Source organism: Phormidesmis priestleyi BC1401 (assembly GCF_001650195.1).
Lineage (GTDB): Bacteria > Cyanobacteriota > Cyanobacteriia > Leptolyngbyales > Leptolyngbyaceae > Phormidesmis_A > Phormidesmis_A priestleyi_B.
Genome location: NZ_LXYR01000075.1, coordinates 1 through 15,904 on the forward strand (window position 1 = coordinate 1; position 15,904 = coordinate 15,904).

General features: G+C 49.4%; 20 protein-coding genes and 1 pseudogene. 14 read left to right on the top strand and 7 right to left on the bottom strand.

Annotation, left to right across the window (positions count from 1 at the left end; all coding sequences use genetic code 11):
* Nucleotides 1–364 precede the first annotated feature (364 nt).
* The 12 genes and pseudogenes from A8707_RS23190 to A8707_RS23245 all read left to right on the top strand — a co-directional run bounded on the left by A8707_RS23190 (nt 365) and on the right by A8707_RS23245 (nt 7,525).
* Complete coding sequence (locus A8707_RS23190) at nt 365–577, top strand: YgaP family membrane protein (protein ID WP_068819553.1); 213 nt, start codon at nt 365–367, stop codon at nt 575–577.
* Nucleotides 578–689: 112 nt separating this feature from the next.
* Nucleotides 690–1,226: a cytochrome b6-f complex iron-sulfur subunit gene (gene petC, locus A8707_RS23195; protein ID WP_068819554.1), complete on the top strand. Its 537-nt coding sequence runs from the start codon at nt 690–692 to the stop codon at nt 1,224–1,226.
* Between the two features lie 68 nt (nt 1,227–1,294).
* Nucleotides 1,295–1,972: a DsbA family oxidoreductase gene (locus A8707_RS23200; protein ID WP_068819555.1), complete on the top strand. Its 678-nt coding sequence runs from the start codon at nt 1,295–1,297 to the stop codon at nt 1,970–1,972.
* Between the two features lie 891 nt (nt 1,973–2,863).
* A complete protein-coding gene (locus A8707_RS23210) occupies nt 2,864–3,253 on the top strand; it encodes an ArsR/SmtB family transcription factor (RefSeq protein ID WP_068819557.1) in 390 nt (129 codons plus the stop codon).
* A gap of 319 nt (nt 3,254–3,572) precedes the next feature.
* Nucleotides 3,573–3,764 (top strand): prolipoprotein diacylglyceryl transferase family protein, encoded by a 192-nt coding sequence (locus tag A8707_RS30370; RefSeq protein ID WP_269452758.1) that lies wholly within the window; start codon nt 3,573–3,575, stop codon nt 3,762–3,764.
* Nucleotides 3,765–3,808: 44 nt separating this feature from the next.
* Nucleotides 3,809–4,036 carry a prolipoprotein diacylglyceryl transferase family protein gene (locus A8707_RS30375; RefSeq protein ID WP_269452759.1) on the top strand — a complete coding sequence of 76 codons (228 nt, stop codon included), beginning with the start codon at nt 3,809–3,811 and terminating at the stop codon, nt 4,034–4,036.
* 649 nt (nt 4,037–4,685) lie between these two features.
* Nucleotides 4,686–4,838 carry a transposase family protein gene (locus A8707_RS30725; RefSeq protein ID WP_414858411.1) on the top strand — a complete coding sequence of 51 codons (153 nt, stop codon included), beginning with the start codon at nt 4,686–4,688 and terminating at the stop codon, nt 4,836–4,838.
* Nucleotides 4,798–4,897: pseudogene (locus A8707_RS28595) on the top strand (transposase); the annotation flags it as partial. The gene A8707_RS30725 and the pseudogene A8707_RS28595, both read left to right, overlap by 41 nt.
* A 100-nt stretch (nt 4,898–4,997) precedes the next feature.
* Entirely contained in the window at nt 4,998–5,165 is a 168-nt protein-coding gene (locus A8707_RS23225; protein ID WP_156518834.1) for a hypothetical protein, read from the top strand.
* A gap of 409 nt (nt 5,166–5,574) precedes the next feature.
* Nucleotides 5,575–6,338 (top strand): IS5 family transposase gene (locus A8707_RS27695; protein WP_414858410.1). Its coding sequence is split into 2 segments (ribosomal slippage): nt 5,575–5,922 and nt 5,925–6,338, totalling 762 coding nucleotides; the frame shifts between segments, so codons are not numbered across the junction.
* Between the two features lie 121 nt (nt 6,339–6,459).
* On the top strand, nt 6,460–7,011 hold the full coding sequence (locus A8707_RS23240) for a peroxiredoxin (RefSeq protein ID WP_068819561.1): 552 nt from the start codon (nt 6,460–6,462) through the stop codon (nt 7,009–7,011).
* Between the two features lie 58 nt (nt 7,012–7,069).
* Nucleotides 7,070–7,525: a hypothetical protein gene (locus tag A8707_RS23245; protein ID WP_068819562.1), complete on the top strand. Its 456-nt coding sequence runs from the start codon at nt 7,070–7,072 to the stop codon at nt 7,523–7,525.
* Here A8707_RS23245 and A8707_RS23250 read toward each other — a convergent pair.
* The 3 genes from A8707_RS23250 to A8707_RS23260 all read right to left on the bottom strand — a co-directional run bounded on the left by A8707_RS23250 (nt 7,522) and on the right by A8707_RS23260 (nt 9,933).
* Nucleotides 7,522–8,430 (bottom strand): AAA family ATPase, encoded by a 909-nt coding sequence (locus A8707_RS23250; protein ID WP_068819563.1) that lies wholly within the window; start codon nt 8,428–8,430, stop codon nt 7,522–7,524. The genes A8707_RS23245 and A8707_RS23250 overlap by 4 nt on opposite strands.
* Before the next feature lie 81 nt (nt 8,431–8,511).
* Nucleotides 8,512–9,438, bottom strand: a complete 927-nt coding sequence (locus A8707_RS23255) for a bifunctional riboflavin kinase/FAD synthetase (RefSeq protein ID WP_068819564.1) — start codon at nt 9,436–9,438, stop codon at nt 8,512–8,514.
* A 195-nt stretch (nt 9,439–9,633) separates the two neighbouring features.
* Nucleotides 9,634–9,933 (bottom strand): hypothetical protein, encoded by a 300-nt coding sequence (locus A8707_RS23260; RefSeq protein ID WP_068819565.1) that lies wholly within the window; start codon nt 9,931–9,933, stop codon nt 9,634–9,636.
* Nucleotides 9,934–10,012: 79 nt separating this feature from the next.
* Here A8707_RS23260 and A8707_RS23265 point away from each other — a divergent pair, with 79 nt between their 5' ends.
* A complete protein-coding gene (locus A8707_RS23265) occupies nt 10,013–11,020 on the top strand; it encodes a ChaN family lipoprotein (RefSeq protein ID WP_231948397.1) in 1,008 nt (335 codons plus the stop codon).
* Here A8707_RS23265 and pgsA read toward each other — a convergent pair.
* The 3 genes from pgsA to A8707_RS23280 all read right to left on the bottom strand — a co-directional run bounded on the left by pgsA (nt 10,971) and on the right by A8707_RS23280 (nt 13,643).
* On the bottom strand, nt 10,971–11,492 hold the full coding sequence (pgsA, locus tag A8707_RS23270; RefSeq protein ID WP_068819567.1) for a CDP-diacylglycerol--glycerol-3-phosphate 3-phosphatidyltransferase: 522 nt from the start codon (nt 11,490–11,492) through the stop codon (nt 10,971–10,973). The genes A8707_RS23265 and pgsA overlap by 50 nt on opposite strands.
* Before the next feature lie 99 nt (nt 11,493–11,591).
* Nucleotides 11,592–12,308, bottom strand: a complete 717-nt coding sequence (locus A8707_RS23275; protein WP_197484992.1) for a sugar transferase — start codon at nt 12,306–12,308, stop codon at nt 11,592–11,594.
* Between the two features lie 174 nt (nt 12,309–12,482).
* Nucleotides 12,483–13,643 (bottom strand): hypothetical protein, encoded by a 1,161-nt coding sequence (locus tag A8707_RS23280; protein ID WP_068819568.1) that lies wholly within the window; start codon nt 13,641–13,643, stop codon nt 12,483–12,485.
* Between the two features lie 678 nt (nt 13,644–14,321).
* On the opposite strand from A8707_RS23280, the gene A8707_RS23290 reads away from it, so the two are divergent.
* On the top strand, nt 14,322–15,023 hold the full coding sequence (locus A8707_RS23290) for a Crp/Fnr family transcriptional regulator (protein WP_068819570.1): 702 nt from the start codon (nt 14,322–14,324) through the stop codon (nt 15,021–15,023).
* Here the strand turns inward: A8707_RS23290 and A8707_RS23295 are convergent.
* Complete coding sequence (locus A8707_RS23295) at nt 15,020–15,760, bottom strand: MBL fold metallo-hydrolase (RefSeq protein ID WP_068819571.1); 741 nt, start codon at nt 15,758–15,760, stop codon at nt 15,020–15,022. The genes A8707_RS23290 and A8707_RS23295 overlap by 4 nt on opposite strands.
* Nucleotides 15,761–15,904 lie beyond the last annotated feature (144 nt).

Consider the following 15,904-nt stretch of genomic DNA (forward strand, 5'->3'; position numbering starts at 1 on the left):
ACTTTTTGTCGGAGGTCATCGCTGTAGGGGGCTGGCATCGCTCATTTGAGGGTCTCAACTTCTATAGTATGTCCTAACCTAACTGGCAACGGCTATATCAGTAAAACGCTGGTTAAAGTTTCAAGTTAATACTCTAGCGACTCGCTAGACGATCGCCCATCTTGTTCTGATAACGATTATCTTGAAAGCGTTGGCTTGCCTGTGCCGAGTAGGCATCATCCATTAAAATTACTTTACTGTTTTATAACCAATTAGTTATAATATGAAGGTAAGGTTACAAAAAAATTGCAATTACCTTGAGAGTCGCTTCATGCAGTCATGCAACAAGGTTTTTGTAATCCGCTCAATTTTGGAGACTTCAGCCATGAAACCGAATGTTGGTTCACTCGATCGCCTAATCCGCTTACTTTTAGCTTCTGCCTTGTTCTATCTGGGGCTATTTCTCTACAGCGGCTCTGCTCTAGGTATTGGGCTAGTCGTTGCAGGTGGCGTATTGCTGGTGACCTCTCTGGTCAGCTTTTGCGGTCTTTATCGCCTCTTGGGAATTCATACCAATCAGCCCAACGAGCAATTTTAGAACACCTTAAGCGCGATTAGCTAGAAACGACAAGAGGTGAGCGATCACCTGCTTGAAACAACGCTGAGTGCTTTGCGAACTGAATACACCATCCAGATCTAGGAGTTCCATCATGGACGCTAATCTTCCGATTGAAAGTCCATCCCTATCGCGGCGGCAGCTTCTCAACTTCATTACCGGAGCGACCGCTGCCGCAACAGTAGGTTCGGCGCTTTATCCCGTTGGCAAATTCTTTATTCCTCCCGCAGAAACAACGGGAGCGGGAGGAGCCATTATTGCCAAAGATGTCCTGGGAAACCCAATCCCAGCCGCCCAAATCCTAGCAGAAGCACCGGGAAGCCGTGCCTTGGTTGCAGGTGTGAGCGGCGAACCCACCTATTTGAGTGTCAAAGAAGATAACACCCTGGACAGCATCGGGATTCTGGATAACTGTACCCACTTGGGCTGCTCCTTCCCCTGGAATCCGATCGATCAACAGTTTCAATGTCCCTGTCACGGTTCCCGCTATGCGCCAGATGGGACGGTAGTTCGTGGTCCAGCGCCCCTCCCACTCAAGATCTTCCACGTTGCTGTCGTCGATAATAACATTTTGATTTCACCATGGACAGAGACCGATCCGCGCACTGGGGAAAAGCCCTGGTGGGTCTAATGATAAAGTTATGGTGAGCAAATAAGCGGTCGAGTAATCCCCTTATCTTGATAACTAATGGAGCAACAATGAACCCTATCCGCATCTCCTACTTTTCTGATGTTCTCTGCGTCTGGGCATATATTGCTCAAATTCGGCTAGATGAGTTGAAAACGACCTTCCAAGACAAGATCGCGATCGATTATCACTTCGTCCCAGTGTTTGGCAATGCCCATGAAAAGTTAGAGAAGAATTGGCGCGATAAGGGCGGCTTAAAGGGCTATAGCGACCACGTTCAGAACGTTGCCAAAAAGTTTGAACATATCACCGTTCATCCTGATATTTGGATGGGAGCCATTCCCTCCTCATCCATGTCCTGTCATTTGTTTCTCCATGCGATTCAATTGCTGGAAATCAAACACCTTGTCGAACTACCCGACAAGGTGTTTGAAAAGGCAACTTGGGCATTTCGAGAAGCATTTTTCACCAAACTGGCAAATGTGAGCGATCGCACCGTGCAATTCGCGATCGCAGAAGAATTAGGATTGCCAGTTTCCGCGATTCAGAAGCAGATCGATAGCGGTGAGGCATACGCTCAACTTGCCAAGGACTTTGATTTGGTCAAGGATCTGACAGTGTCCGTCAGCCCTACTCTAATTTTCAACGAGGGACGGCAGAGACTCAATGGAAATGTCGGCTACCGGGTGATTGAAGCCAATATTCGGGAGTTGTTGCACAATCCTCCCGGAGAGCAATCCTGGTGTTAGCAGTAGCGAAAATCTAACCCCAATAATCTACCCAAAGACTAGGTTCAATGTCCTGGGCAACAGGTTCGCCACAACCATTGGTTAGTCCCTGAACACTGACACGTACAAAACTCATTTCTTGTCCATCTCCGCTGAAGTCTGTTCCTGCACGAGCTTCATCTGCTCTCCACAGCAGATCTCTGAATGCGGCATGCTTTCTGAACAAGGACACGGTTTCTCATAAACAAGCTGTGCTCCGCACTTCTCGCAGACATAACGATCACCAGCTTTACGTGGCATTTCAATCTCCTCCTTTGTTGTGTGAGAATGCGTCCTAACGAGTCTAGTCAGTGGTTATCAGAGACTCAAGCTCAGCGCCAGTAGAGTTCTTTAGTTTGTTGCACATATCATAACGATATCCTCCCAGCAGAAAATCAATCCCAAGCCGCAGCAAATCTTTAGAAAACACGGCACCTGCGTTTCAATTCACCGTGGACAGAGACCGATCCGCGCGCGCTGGAGAAAAGCCCTAGTGGGTCTGATGCTTGTTGCCAAACACCCGAAAAATTCCCTCAACCTTAATCAATAGAAATCCTATGAAGATCGCCGGATGAACCCCTGTTGTCACTCCGGATCGATGGCTCAGAAATCCCATCGGCACCATTGCAATCACATTTCATCCAAGCACCAATTCCACATGCTAAATGGATCCCGTCTGAAAGGACCGCCTTCAATAGCCGTTGAGCCGTCATCGACGATCGCTGTCCAGAGCAGTAGAGCGAGGATTTCCGAGCTTGGGACTGGGAACTCTGACAATCATTCGACAATTTTATTAACTACACTATCATATAGTAATATATTGAATGTGGTTTAGAATAGATTAAGATCTGTCTAAAAGCAATTTTCTATCCTATGTCTTTACCTCCTTCTGCCTTAACTCAAGTGGCTGATTACTTCAAAGTACTGTCCGAACTCAGCCGCTTGCAGGTATTATGCTCTTTGAAGACAGGCTCGAAGAATGTTACCGAGATTATGGAAGAAACTGGCTTAGGGCAAGCGAATGTCTCCAAGCACCTGAAGATCCTCGCACAGGCAGGCATTGTCTCCCGCACGCCTCAGGGAGTTAGTGTGTATTACGAGATTGTAGAACCATTCATCTTTGAATTGTGCGAACTGGTGGGCGATCGCCTTTCGATTCGCTTGGCAGCACAATCCCAGCAGCTTAAGCAGTTGGAAGGATTGCGGCGGACTGAACCAGTGGGTGCAGGCAGTAGAAATGCTAAAGGCAAAGCGAAAAAATAAAGTGGTTTACTTGAAAACGCTCTGACGCGCAATCTTCATTGAGAAGGTATTTGGGGTTTATATGGGATCGCTACAATCGTTGGGTTGACGCTACGATCGCTTCCCATGCTGCTGCCTGAGTTCATCCTCCCGTTAGCCTCCCAGTTCACGGCTCCAGGATCACTTTTGGTTCATCTGGGATCGCTGCAAATTCGCTGGCACGGTCTACTCATTGCCTGTTGTGCTGTTCTGCGTGGAACCAACTTATCCACACCCAAAACAAATCGTGCAAATCTGACATGGGGGCATCGCCATCCATGGCGCGATTTTGGGTGGACTGATGGCAGCCTTAATCTTTGCCCACTTTAAGCAAGTTCCCTTTTGGCAGTTAACCGATCTGGTTGCATCCTCGCTCATTTTGGGACAAGCGATCGGGCGGTGGGGAAACTTTTTCAATTCTGAAGCATTTGGTCGGACGACCAGCCTACCCTGGAAACTTCACATTCCGCTAGATCACCGTCCTCCTGGTTAAGAGAGCTACGTCTATTTTCATCCCACCTTTCTCTATGAGTCTTTATGGGATTTGATGGTCTTTGGCTTGTTGTTGGTGCTTTTCTTCCGGGCTTCGCGTTTAAAATCACCTCTGAAGCTTGGCACTATCTCCTGGTCTATCTGGTTAGTTATAGTATTGGACGCTTTTGGGTCGAAGGGTTACGAACCGATAGCTTGATGGTAGAACCGTTGCGAATTGCCCAGGTGATCAGTTTAATCGGGATTGTATTGGATGCAATAGGGCTGATTTGACTCTATAGGCGCGATCGTCCTCTGCCGGATATAGTGTCTCAAAAGCAAGCGGGGCAGACTTCTAAAGCACCGTAGTTGTACAGCAATGAATCAGAACTAGGATGCGATATGAAACAGACTGCCCTAACCCTAAGCGCAATCACGTTTGGACTAGTCCGTAGAGCAGAATCGTTAGAACAGTAGACCTCTTGCAGATTAGTTTCAGTCCCTCGCCCCAAACTGCGAAAAATAAGGAACCATCAGGGCTACAAACGATTTACAAGCGTCCTGATGATGAACTACATAATACTCAAACTCTCTCATGTGAGTCCTTTAAGCATCGCTTTGGCATTTGTTAGACGACAGCTATAATTTACGATCGCGACAGCTATACGTAGAAGCGATCGGAGCATTCTATAAGGGTTTGAGCAAATGTTCTAGTTGTCGTGAGGACCGAAAATAGCTGTCATCTAACAGGCATTCATCAAGCGACGTTGAAGCAGATGGTAAAAGCCCTCAAACCCCAGCGGAGACCCACGCCTAAACCGCAAGGCTGGTTTGTTGGTCAGAGAAAAAGACATGATGCCCGATTCCTTCGTTCAATTGGGGCGAACCTGGTCTCCCAACTCAACGGAACAATGGGGTTTGAAGGTTATTCTTTTTCCAATAAATCAGCCCTGCGCCTAAACCGGGAGCTAAGCTCAAGCTTGAGCTAGAGGATCGGGTGCTGGTGGCTTTGGAATATTGGCGAAAGTATCGCACGTACTTTTACATCGGCAGCAGCAGGGACAAAACTGGTGTATTTGTCTCCCTATTCTCCTGACTTTAATCCGATTGAAAACTGTTGGTCGAAAGTCAAAGCGTTTTTACGGTCGGTTGCGCCTCGGTCTCGCAAAGCCTTAGATCAAAGAATTACGGATGCACTTGAGGCTGTGACCTTAAAAGATATTAAGGGGTGGTTCACCTACCGATGTTATCGTACTTGACTGAGCTGAAAACCGCTCTAACGGGCATCGAGGTGCCGTTAGCCGTTTCCTGGTTTTGGCTCAAGCGCAGCGAGGGCAAACGAAAACTGCGGTTTGTCGTCTCCACCTATTCCTATTCTGGGGTCTACCTTGTGAGGTTAGGACGACAACGCGCTCGCCATTGAGGGCTTCTTCAAAACCATCAAACATCGCTTTGGCTGGCATGACTTTGGTCAGATGATGACGCGGCTGGGCATTCATCGCTGGTTGATGCTCTCTCTGATTGCCTATCTGCTGGCGCATTGGGTGTCTCGAACGTTCCCGAACTGGTGGTGGCTGGGGGGAAGTCTGTGCCCAAGCAGTTGCAACTCTGCTGCCGCACGTTGCTTGGATCAAGCTACTTCGTCTGATTTATAGGCACCGAGGCCTCGTGGCTGAGCAAGGGTTTGAGATTATCATCAAGTCCTTATCCTCAGCTTATTGAGACTGGTGCCAGATGTGAGTAATGACAAGCCTTTTAGGAGAGGGCTAGGACGTGTCATCAATTAGGTAGACTGGAATGAGCAATACTGGAGATGAATCACCTCAACGACCATGATAACCCGACGCTACGCACTCAGAGATGACCAGTGGGAACGGATCAAGGACTTACTTCCCGGACGTGAAGGGACGGTTGGCGCAACGGCGAAAGACAATCGATTGTTTATCGAATCGGTGCTGTACCGCTATCGAGCAGGTATCCCTTGGCGAGACCTGCCAGAGCGATTTGGGGATTTCCGGGTCGTGCACACCCGCTTCAGCCGTTGGTCAAAAACTGGGGTGTGGAAGCGAGTCTTTCAGCACTTGGCAGAGGATGCCGACAACGAATATGCGATGATTGACCCCACGATTGTGCGCGCCCACCAACCCAGTGCGGGTGCAAAGGGGGGGAGCCAGACTCAGAAGCGATGGGTCGCAGCAAAGGGGGCTTGAGTACCAAGATTCATGCCGTCGTGGATGCGTTGGGCAATCCCGTCAGCTTTCATCTGACTTCTGGACAGGCGTGCGACCTAGACGGAGCCGACAAACTCCTGCCTGATCTCGCTGCCGATACGGTGCTGGCGGATAAAGGCTACGATGCGGATGAACGGGTGATTGAGCCGCTGCGGGCACAGGGGAAGACCGTAGTGATTCCGCCCCGACGCAACCGCAAGCATTTGCGTGAGTATGACAAAGAGTTGTACAAAGCTCGACATCTGATTGAAAACTTCTTTGCCAAGCTCAAGCAGTATCGGGCGATTGCCACCCGCTATGATAAACGGGCGGCTAACTTTCTCGGTGCCATTTATCTCGCTGCTTCCGTGATTTGGCTTAATTGATGACACGCCCTAGGGTGAGGGTAAAATCTGTGCTTTATCGATTGATTCAGCAACGCCGCATTTTGGTAAGACGCGACACCTAAGGTAAACTTTTATTACAGAGTTTTCTCAGGTTTACTCCATGCTGCGCCAAATCATCTTCAAAGTTTTATTTGCTTGTTGCCTAACCCTACTCACGACGCTCAATCTTGCACCTGACGCACTGGCTCTCGGCGGCAAACTGCCTCTTGTCGATGCCCCCGCTCCAGAATTCACGTTACCGACCAACACGGGAGACGGCAATATCTCGCTTGCAGACTATCGCGGAAAGTGGGTCGTTGCCTACTTTTATCCCAAAGATTTCACGTCGGGGTGCACGATCGAAGCCCGCAAGTTTCAGCAAGATATGCCGCAATATCTCGATCGCAACACTCAGATCGTGGGCATCAGTGCCGATAATATCGATTCTCACGCCGAATTTTGCGACTCTGAAGGTCTGAAATTCCCCCTGCTCGCAGACACGACGGGCGCGACCAGCAAAGCTTACGGCTCTTGGATGGGCATCGTTTCATCTCGACACAGCTTTATCATTGACCCTCAAGGAACCCTCAAAGCTACGTTCACTGGGGTAAATCCGATCGTCCACAGCCGAGAAGTGCTTGCCAAACTCGACGAACTTCAAAAACAAGGGTAAGCCTCATCCAAAGTCTCTGGCTCCTTTAGAATGGGTGAAAGTCGATCGGTGAGTCGTTATGGATTTTAAGCCTGAGATGTCAGATAGGGTTGACTTTGCCAAACCTTCGGCGCGCAAACCCCTAGAACTTTTGCGAGACACCGAGCGATCGCTGCGGCTCAAAACCGTCACGGCGATCGCTCCTCTTCTTCCGTCAGAGATCGCCATGAATTTGGGTGAAGCGTCTCAAGCCGCAGACGAGTCTCTCGATCAGTTGGCAGACATCGACATCGACGACATCACCGACGCAGACCTCAAACCCGCCCGAATCCTGATGGGGTTAACCTTCACTGGGTTTGGCGGACTGATGATGGTGTTTCTGCTGTTTTATCTCTGCACGCTGCATCCCGAACTGACTCCGGCTAGCCAGATTCAACACTATTGGTACCAATATGTCTGGTTTGTCAGCATGGGAGTGGCGGGTTTAGCAGTGTTGGCGCGAGAAGCCATGCGTCCGTTAGATGACGACGATTAGGGGATGGCGATCGAGCGCAGAAGTCGATCGACGATTCCTTTCGCGTTTCGTCCCCCCGCCGGAATCATCCGATGAGCCAGCACATGAGGCGCGAGTTGCTTCACATCATCGGGGATCGCATATTCTCTGCCGTCTAGAAATGCCAATGCCTGTACCCCTTTTTGCAGCGCCACCGTTCCTCTGGGGCTGACACCGAGCGTAATTTCTTCATCCTGTCGAGTCGCTCGTGTCAGATCAAGAATGTAGTGCTGGAGGGAGGTTTCAACTTTGACTTGAGCGCAAAGGCGTTGAAGATCTTGTACGTCTTGTAAGGAAATGCAGGGCTGAAGTTCTTGAAAAGTATGTCCCTCTTGAAGCCGCTGCAACATCTGCAACTCCTCGCCTTCAGTCGGGTATCCCAGCGATAGAGACAGCGCAAAGCGATCCATCTGCGCTTCTGGAAGCGGAAAGGTGCCCTGATATTCGATCGGGTTCTGAGTCGCAATCACAAAAAACGGACTGGGCACCGATCGAGACACGCCGTCCACCGTGACCTGCTTTTCTTCCATCACTTCCAGCAGGGCAGACTGAGTGCGAGGAGTGGCGCGATTGATCTCATCCATCAGCAGCACGTTCGCAAAAACGGGACCTGCCAAAAACTCAAACTCACCAGAGTTGGGGTTCCAAATGTTGGTTCCTGTAACATCGGTGGGCAACAAATCAGGCGTACATTGCACACGCTGAAACCGACCGTCGATCGACTTCGCCAAAGACTTCGCCAGCAAAGTTTTTCCGACACCAGGGACATCTTCTAAAAGGGCGTGTCCACCTGAGAGTAGGGCAACCAGCACGAGGCGAATTGCTTCAGATTTGCCCACGATCGTGCGGCTAAGATTTTGCGTCAGTTGCTCAATCCGATCTCTCATATCTAAAGTTTTGCCCCTGAGCGCTTTTGCTCATCATACTGAAGATGCCCGAAGTTGGAGCACACCCGGAGAGAACGTCACTCACGAAACAGGAACTAACATCGCTCTAGCGGTTTCACAGTCTGCTTTGATCTGAGCTTTTAGCTCATCCAATGAGGCAAACTTCTGCTCTGGGCGAATGAACTGCTCAAGCTCTACGGTGAGCGTCTGCCCATATAAGTCACCCATCCAGTCGAGAAGGTGAACCTCGATCGTTTGCTGCGTTCCGTTCACCGTTGGGCGGTTGCCAATATTCATCACACCTAAAACAGGCTGATCACTGTTGAGCGCTTCACCAAACACCCGGACTCCATAAACTCCTTGCCGAGGCAAAAACTTTTCAGGTGGAACTTGCAGGTTGGCAGTCGGGAACCCGATCGTGCGTCCTAACTGCTGACCTTCAACTACTTCACCCACCAAACTATAAGAGCGCCCTAGCATTCGATTTGCCATCGTCAAATCTCCTTGATCTAGGGCTTCACGAATCGCAGAGGTGCTAATCCGCTTGCCTTTGAAGGTGAACAGAGGCACGATTGTTACCCCAATGCCACAAGCTTCTGCAATGTTGTGTAGGTCAGTGGCGGTGCCCGATCGTTTACATCCAAATCGAAAATCTTGCCCGATGCTGACCTGTTTGGCTCGCAGGTGCCGCACTAAGACTTCTTCAACAAACTGCTGTGGGTCTAGCGCCGCTAGTTCTCGGTTAAATGGCAGCAGAACTAGCTGCTCGACTCCCATCATTTGAAGCTGATGTGCCTTTTCAGACTGAGGTGTGAGGAGAGCGCGGGGCTGTCCGCTAAAAAACTCTCTGGGATGAGGAGAGAAGGAGACAACAGTAGAGCGATCGTGCCCATCCCCATTTAGAACAGGTGAGATCACCTGTCGGTGCCCTTGGTGGATGCCGTCAAAATTTCCCAAGGCAACGGCAGTCGGAGTGAGAGAGTTGGTTAGAGAAGAAGTAATCCACACGCTTTACATTTTGACATACATCACTCGGCGAATTCCGTAATTAAATAAAGGAATTTAAAATCAGGATGAACGATACTGTATTTTTTCGCTGGTCAGAGTTCTAATCCGCACAGAACAAAATTTTGTGACACAAAAAAGCGATCGCCCTTGAGAGACGATCGCCACTATTTCACTCATGCTTTCCCTAAAAACCAGCTATTCTTTGATTTCAATTCGTTCTCCATCTTTCTCGTAATACATCGGCGGCTCAACCGCAAAGTTGTCAATCTGACCCGACTCGGTAATGACGTATCCATCGGTCGTTTTCAAGTCGGTATCTTCTTCTTGGGCGGCAGCGGCTTCCAATTGTTTCTTGTTCTTCTCAACATCAACCCCCGACGGAATGCGCTCATCAGCAGGGTTAACATCCGTTGGTTGTGCCGTTTGGACTGCCCACTGATCTCCAGCAGCGCCTTTACCAGGCTGCGCGCCCGTGGGATTGGATTCTTGGCTCATAGCGGTTACATTTAAGTTTTCTGACAACCAAGGTAGGTCAATCGAGTCGTGTATTGATTCCTTCGATAGTGATAGGTTGATGAGTCAGAAGGAAGAGTTTATTGATCGTCTTATGCGGCTAATGTCGAAGTCCTATCTCGCTAGTTTATGGGCATGGTCTCTGGGCGCTATCCTGCTTTGCGCGTCTCCTGCCTATGCTCAAGCTTCTAGGTCAGTGGCTCCAAACGCTAGAGTCTCGGTGTCTAGTCCTCAAAAACAGAGCGAAGACCCGCAACGCGTTCTTCAACGATTGGCGATCGCAGATGTGGTTTATCTAGGCGAAACCCACGATAGTGCCGATGATCACCGCGCTCAACTTGAGATTATTCAATCACTTTATCGGTTGCGTCCTGACTTGGCGATCGCGATGGAGATGTTTCAGCGCCCCTATCAGTCGGTGCTCGATCGCTACTTAGCGGGAGCGATCAGTGAAGCTCAACTCAAAGAACTCAGTCAATATCAAACCCGATGGGGCTTCGAGTGGGAGTATTACGCCCCGATTTTGCGATTTGCCAAAGAGAATCGACTGCGGGTGATTGCCGTCAACACCCCGACCGAAGTGACTCGAAAGGTGTCTCGTGAAGGTCTAGAAAGCCTGACGGTGGCAGATCGCAGATTTATTCCTCCGATCTCTGAGATTCGGGCAGAACCAGAGGCTTATCGCGAGAGAATGCGGCTGATCTATCAAGAAATTCATCAGGGTAAAAGCAATAGCCGCCAGTTCGATCGCTTCTTTCTCGCCCAGATTCTATGGGATGAAACGATGGCAGATCGAGTTAGCCAATTTCTCCAAGCGAATCCCAAAACTCAGGTTGTGGTGTTGGCGGGGCAAGGGCATATCGTCTACGGCGACGGAATTCCGAGTCGGGTGGCTCGACGGATGCAGGGAGCGAAACGCCGATCGCGGGTGCAGTCGCTCATTTTACTCAATCCGCCCGAAGAGGTGACTGCTCCATCAGAGAGGACGATCGCTGATTATTTCTGGAATTATCAATCTTCTAGCTCGCCTGTTTTGGAGCCAGATAGATTGCGCCCGAAATCCAGGTGAAGGCAACTGAGATCCAAAAGGCAGCCAGTGAGAGGGATTGCCAGGGATCGGGGAGAGGAGCGATCAAAAGGACGATCGCCACAATTTGACTCACGGTCTTGAGTTTGCCCCAAAAATTTGCCCCTTGGATTGCCCCGCCTTGCAGCTTGGGATCAACGCGCCATCCGGCGATCGTCAGTTCTCGCGCCAAAATCATAAACACTCCCCACGCAGGAATCTGTCCCAACTCAACCAGGGACATCAGAGGAGCTAAAACCAGCAGCTTATCGACCAACGGATCTAAAAACTTGCCCAGATCTGTGACTTGATTGAGCTTTCGGGCAAGATAGCCGTCTAGCCAATCGGTGCCTGCTGCTAGCAGAAAGACACCCACCATAATCCAGCGCGTTTGCGGAGTAGGAGCGTGCAATCCATAGAGCAAAAAGGGCACCCCAAGCAGGCGAGAAACAGTGATCCAGGTAGGCAGATTCATAGACTTGAGCAAACAGCATCTCACCTAAGCATAAGAAAATAGGGACAACCCGCACAGGATCATCCCTATTTGTAACCATCTAGAAAGCTAAAATTTTGACTAACAAGCTCCACGCTTATTCAACACAACGCCGATCGTTCTAAGAATCAATTTCAAGTCGTAGGCGATCGACCATTTTTGTTGGTAAGCCACATCCAACTTTACAATATCCTCAAAATCGATCACGCTAGAGCGACCGTTTACCTGCCACTCGCCCGTCATACCCGGCTTCACATTTAGGCGCACCCAATGGTGAGGCTGATAGTGACTGACCTCATCTAGAGTTGGAGGACGAGTGCCGACTAAGCTCATTTCACCTTTGAGCACGTTCCAAAACTGAGGAAGCTCATCGAGACTGGTGCGGCGAAGAAACGCTCCGATGCGGGTGATTCGCGGATCGTTTTCGTTTTTAAAGATGTTGCCTTTTGCTTGGTTTTCGACCAGGTGCTTTTGCGCGTCTGCATTCATCACCATTGAGCGAAACTTCCAGATGCGAAAGGGATTTCCTTTCACGCCACAGCGCATTTGGCTATAAAAAATAGGACCTGGATCGTCGCGCTGAATGGCGATCGCGACTGGAATTGCTACGATCGCGGTGATGCCTAAGCCAATCACCGCACCTGCAACGTCAATCAGTCGTTTGAGCTTATTGTGCACCGAAGAATGGAGACGCTTCAATTCAACAGGACTCGAAGGCTCGATCGCAGAAACGTCTGCTTCTTGAGCATCTTCAAGCAGGATTGAGTAGAGAGGAGGGGAAATTTCAGGAGACATCATCACGAGTAGCAGCCAATTTTTTTATAAGGTTGACCTCACTGCCAATATATTCAGCCTCGTGATCATGCGGTAGGGAAAGAGAGGACGTTTGCTTAATCTTTGAACTGACTTAAGTTTTTATGAAGTTCGGATAGGGCTTGCGGAGATCTGCCTGAAGATGGGTGCTCTATGACTTCATTCTTCAGAGTCTAAAGGAAGCGAGGATTCGTCTACAAATAAGTCGTCCATGCCAACTAATTTGACCGCGTTTGGCGGACTTAAAGACGAGGGTTGAGGCAGAGCTAATTGAGAAGATGACGCGCCTTCGGCTTCTAGATGAGAAGGTTCCTCACTGAGTTGATTCAAAATGCTTTGATCAAGCTGAAGGTCTAGCGCTGCATTCTGAGGGAAGAGAGGCTGAGGCAGCAAATCTTCTGGGATATGGGGAGTTGCTGCCAGCATAGTGGGTTCGGTCCCGTGGGTTAGCTGCTCTAACAGATCAGTGAGGGTGTGAATCGAATCAGACGCGCTGAAGAGAATCTCAGAAGATTGTGTGGGCGGTAACTCGGTGCCAGGATAGGGAAGTGAGACTTTAGGCGAGTCAGAAACGGTCTGCGATAAGTGGGGAGCGATCGCGCCGTTGACCAGGGATGGTGCCTGGGTCGGAGTTGATTGAGATGGCAGATCGCGACTAGCCATCTCCTGAGTCTGCAAATAAGAAGAGGCTCCACGACCCAACTCTTGCGCCAAGCGGCTGACCAGAGCAGTCACCAGCGTTTCTCCTTGTCCTAAGCCATGAAGTTTTTCGAGTCCTTGTGAGAGCGACTGTTGGTAAGCCTCAATGTCTTGCTGCAATGACTCAAATACAACTCTCAGGGTGGTGTCAAGCGTTCCCAGCAATTGATCTGCTCGATCGTGCACCGTCTGTAGCTGATCGACTTGAGAAGCCGTTAGATTCGATGAGTTAGATGATTGCTCTAGTAACTGGCTTTGTTTGTGCGCTTCTAGCTGTCGGACTTCGTACCTCAGCGCATTTCGCTGCTGAGTTAAGGTAATCACCTCAGACTGTAGGGGTCTCAGCAGCGTCGATCGCAACTCGTTCATTTCATGAATCATAGACTGCATCACCTCTTGAGCGCTGGCTTCTGACTGATTTAACGCCGCCGATGGGTGCGTCGTCTGAGCAGAGCCTGCTAACGATCGCTGCCTCACCAAATAGTCGCGGATCTGCTGTAAGACTTGGCGCTGCTGACTGATCTGCCCACTCGCTGCCCAAGGAAGCCGAGAAACGGTTTTGTTGAGGGTGCTGTCAATGTGGTCGATGACTGTCTGAATGGGATCTGTCTGAGAAGTCACGATCGCGTCCTTGGCTAAAGTTTTGCAGAACTGAAGAATGCGTTTTCTAAAACCTGAGACCCTTACAGTTTAGGTCTGACACCTCCACCCTACCGCAGAGTATTTTCATCGCTAGTATGGGCACGAAAGTTGAGCGTTCTTCAGGCTAAAAAATCTCTGCAAGAAGACTTCTAGAGACGTGCAGTTTCTAAGTGGATGAACTGCGCCTGCTTGTTAGCTGGAGTCAGCAGGAACTCTAGATCGTGGTAGGAACTTATTCTGCCAGAAAAAGCGTCTAAAACATCGCTAAACAATAGACAAAGAATCAGTATTAGGTTGAGCTTTTTCAGCAGTATGGCGAGGGTTTTTTGCATTTTATCTGGCTTTAGTCGTTCGTTTAGTTTTTCATCTAATAACAGCGAAACTTTAGGCTATGATGTCGATTGATTTGCGCTAGTTACTAATGAGATACACCAAATTTCTTGAGGGTGACGATCGCCCCATAAAATACAGAATCCTGATCGATCCTCAAGCTCCTAATTACTGTATAAATTAATTGTCACAACCTCTTATCTCTAGTTATCTACATTTTGTTTGGCTTAAAAAATAACTTCTGTTGAGCAAATAACTTCTAGGCTAAGTTCTTTAACGTTTGGCTTTTCATCAGCGTGACCCGCAACCCCTCCAAATAAAACTCTAATGGATGATTGGCACAACCCACGAGACGACTCTTCTAATGTATCGATTGCCTCTGCTCCCTTTTTTGAGGGTTTGCCAGAGGCAGCGATCGAGAAAGCGATTGCCCATATGGTAATGCGAAGCCACCCCGCAAACCAAGTCATTCTTTTAGAAAACGATTGGGGAAGTTCGGTTTATTTTATTTTGACAGGCTGGGTGAAAATCAGAACTTATAACCTCGACGGGAAAGAAGTCACCCTTAACATTTTGGGCACAGGAGAACTGTTTGGAGAGATGGCACCGTTGGATGAAGTGCCGCGATCGACGGATGTGATCACGCTGGCTCCAACGGCGATCGGCAATATGCCCGCTCAAGATTTTGTGCAACTGCTCAACGCTGAACCCCAGGCAGGCGTTAGACTCGCTAAACTGATGGCACGTCGTCTAAGACAGGTCAATCGACGGCTGAGACTTCGAGAATCAGACAGCACCTCACGGGTAGCAGATATTCTATTGTTTTTGGCAGAAGGTCAGGGCAAACGCAGCCCTAAAGGAATCGAGATCCCCAATCTGCCTCATCGAGAATTGAGCAGTTTGAGTGGTTTGGCGCGAGAAACAGTGACGAGAGTGTTAAGCAAACTAGAGAAAAAGGGGCTGATTGAGCGAGATCGAGAGACGCTCTGCATTCCTGATTCGCACGCGTTAGAACGGCTGATGCTTTAGAGCAGCGGCTGCATTTCTAAACACGCTTGTAGGTTGAGTTGAGTCAGTTTTAGATAAGCGTCGTCGATCGTCAGGCTGCCCCGCAAAAATCCAGTATTGGCACCAGGGCACAGAAGCCGCAGTGTGTCGGGCGTAAATTGGTCTAACAGCTTTTGGACACTGCGAATTTGACGACCCCAGTGAAACGTTTTGGCAGTTCTAAGCGGAGCGGGATTGCCGTGGCGATCGGGCACTAGATGACGACCCGAAAATAATACGCCTCCCCAGGCATTGTGATAGAGACAAGACGCGCCGGGAGAATGTCCTGAAGTCCAGATCACGCGGCTGTCGGGGCTGAGGTGCAATTCTTTTTGAAAGGTAGTCACCTGCAATCCTGGCAGCAGATAGGCTTCTTGTTCTTGAACCACAACGTCGCAGCCGAGTGCCCGCTGAATGTCTCGAACTTTGCCCATGCCGCCCCGATGGGTCATGACCAGCGATCGCACCCCTTGAGTGTGCAAAAAGTTGCGATTTGTCTCATCCCAAGCCGGACAATCTATTAAGATGTTGCCTTCTGTTTCTACAATGAGATACGCGGTTCCGCCTAACGTGTCACGATTGGGCGAAAACGCAAAGATGGAGTGAGGATCGGAGCGATCGCCGCTACTTAAGACAAGACGAGGCTGTTTGGAGGATGTCGTTTGACTAGATAAACCAGGCTGAAGAGAAGGGGGAGACGTAGATTGTTCTGAAGACACTGTTTTTTAAGTCTGTTTGAGGGCTGGCAATTTTGATAGTCAAGTAGTTAGAGTGTGTTTGTAAATGAGTATTAAGCGGTCTTTTCTTTCCATCGGGTGTGGTTCTTTGTTAATCGTTTGAGCATTAACCGAATCATCACGATA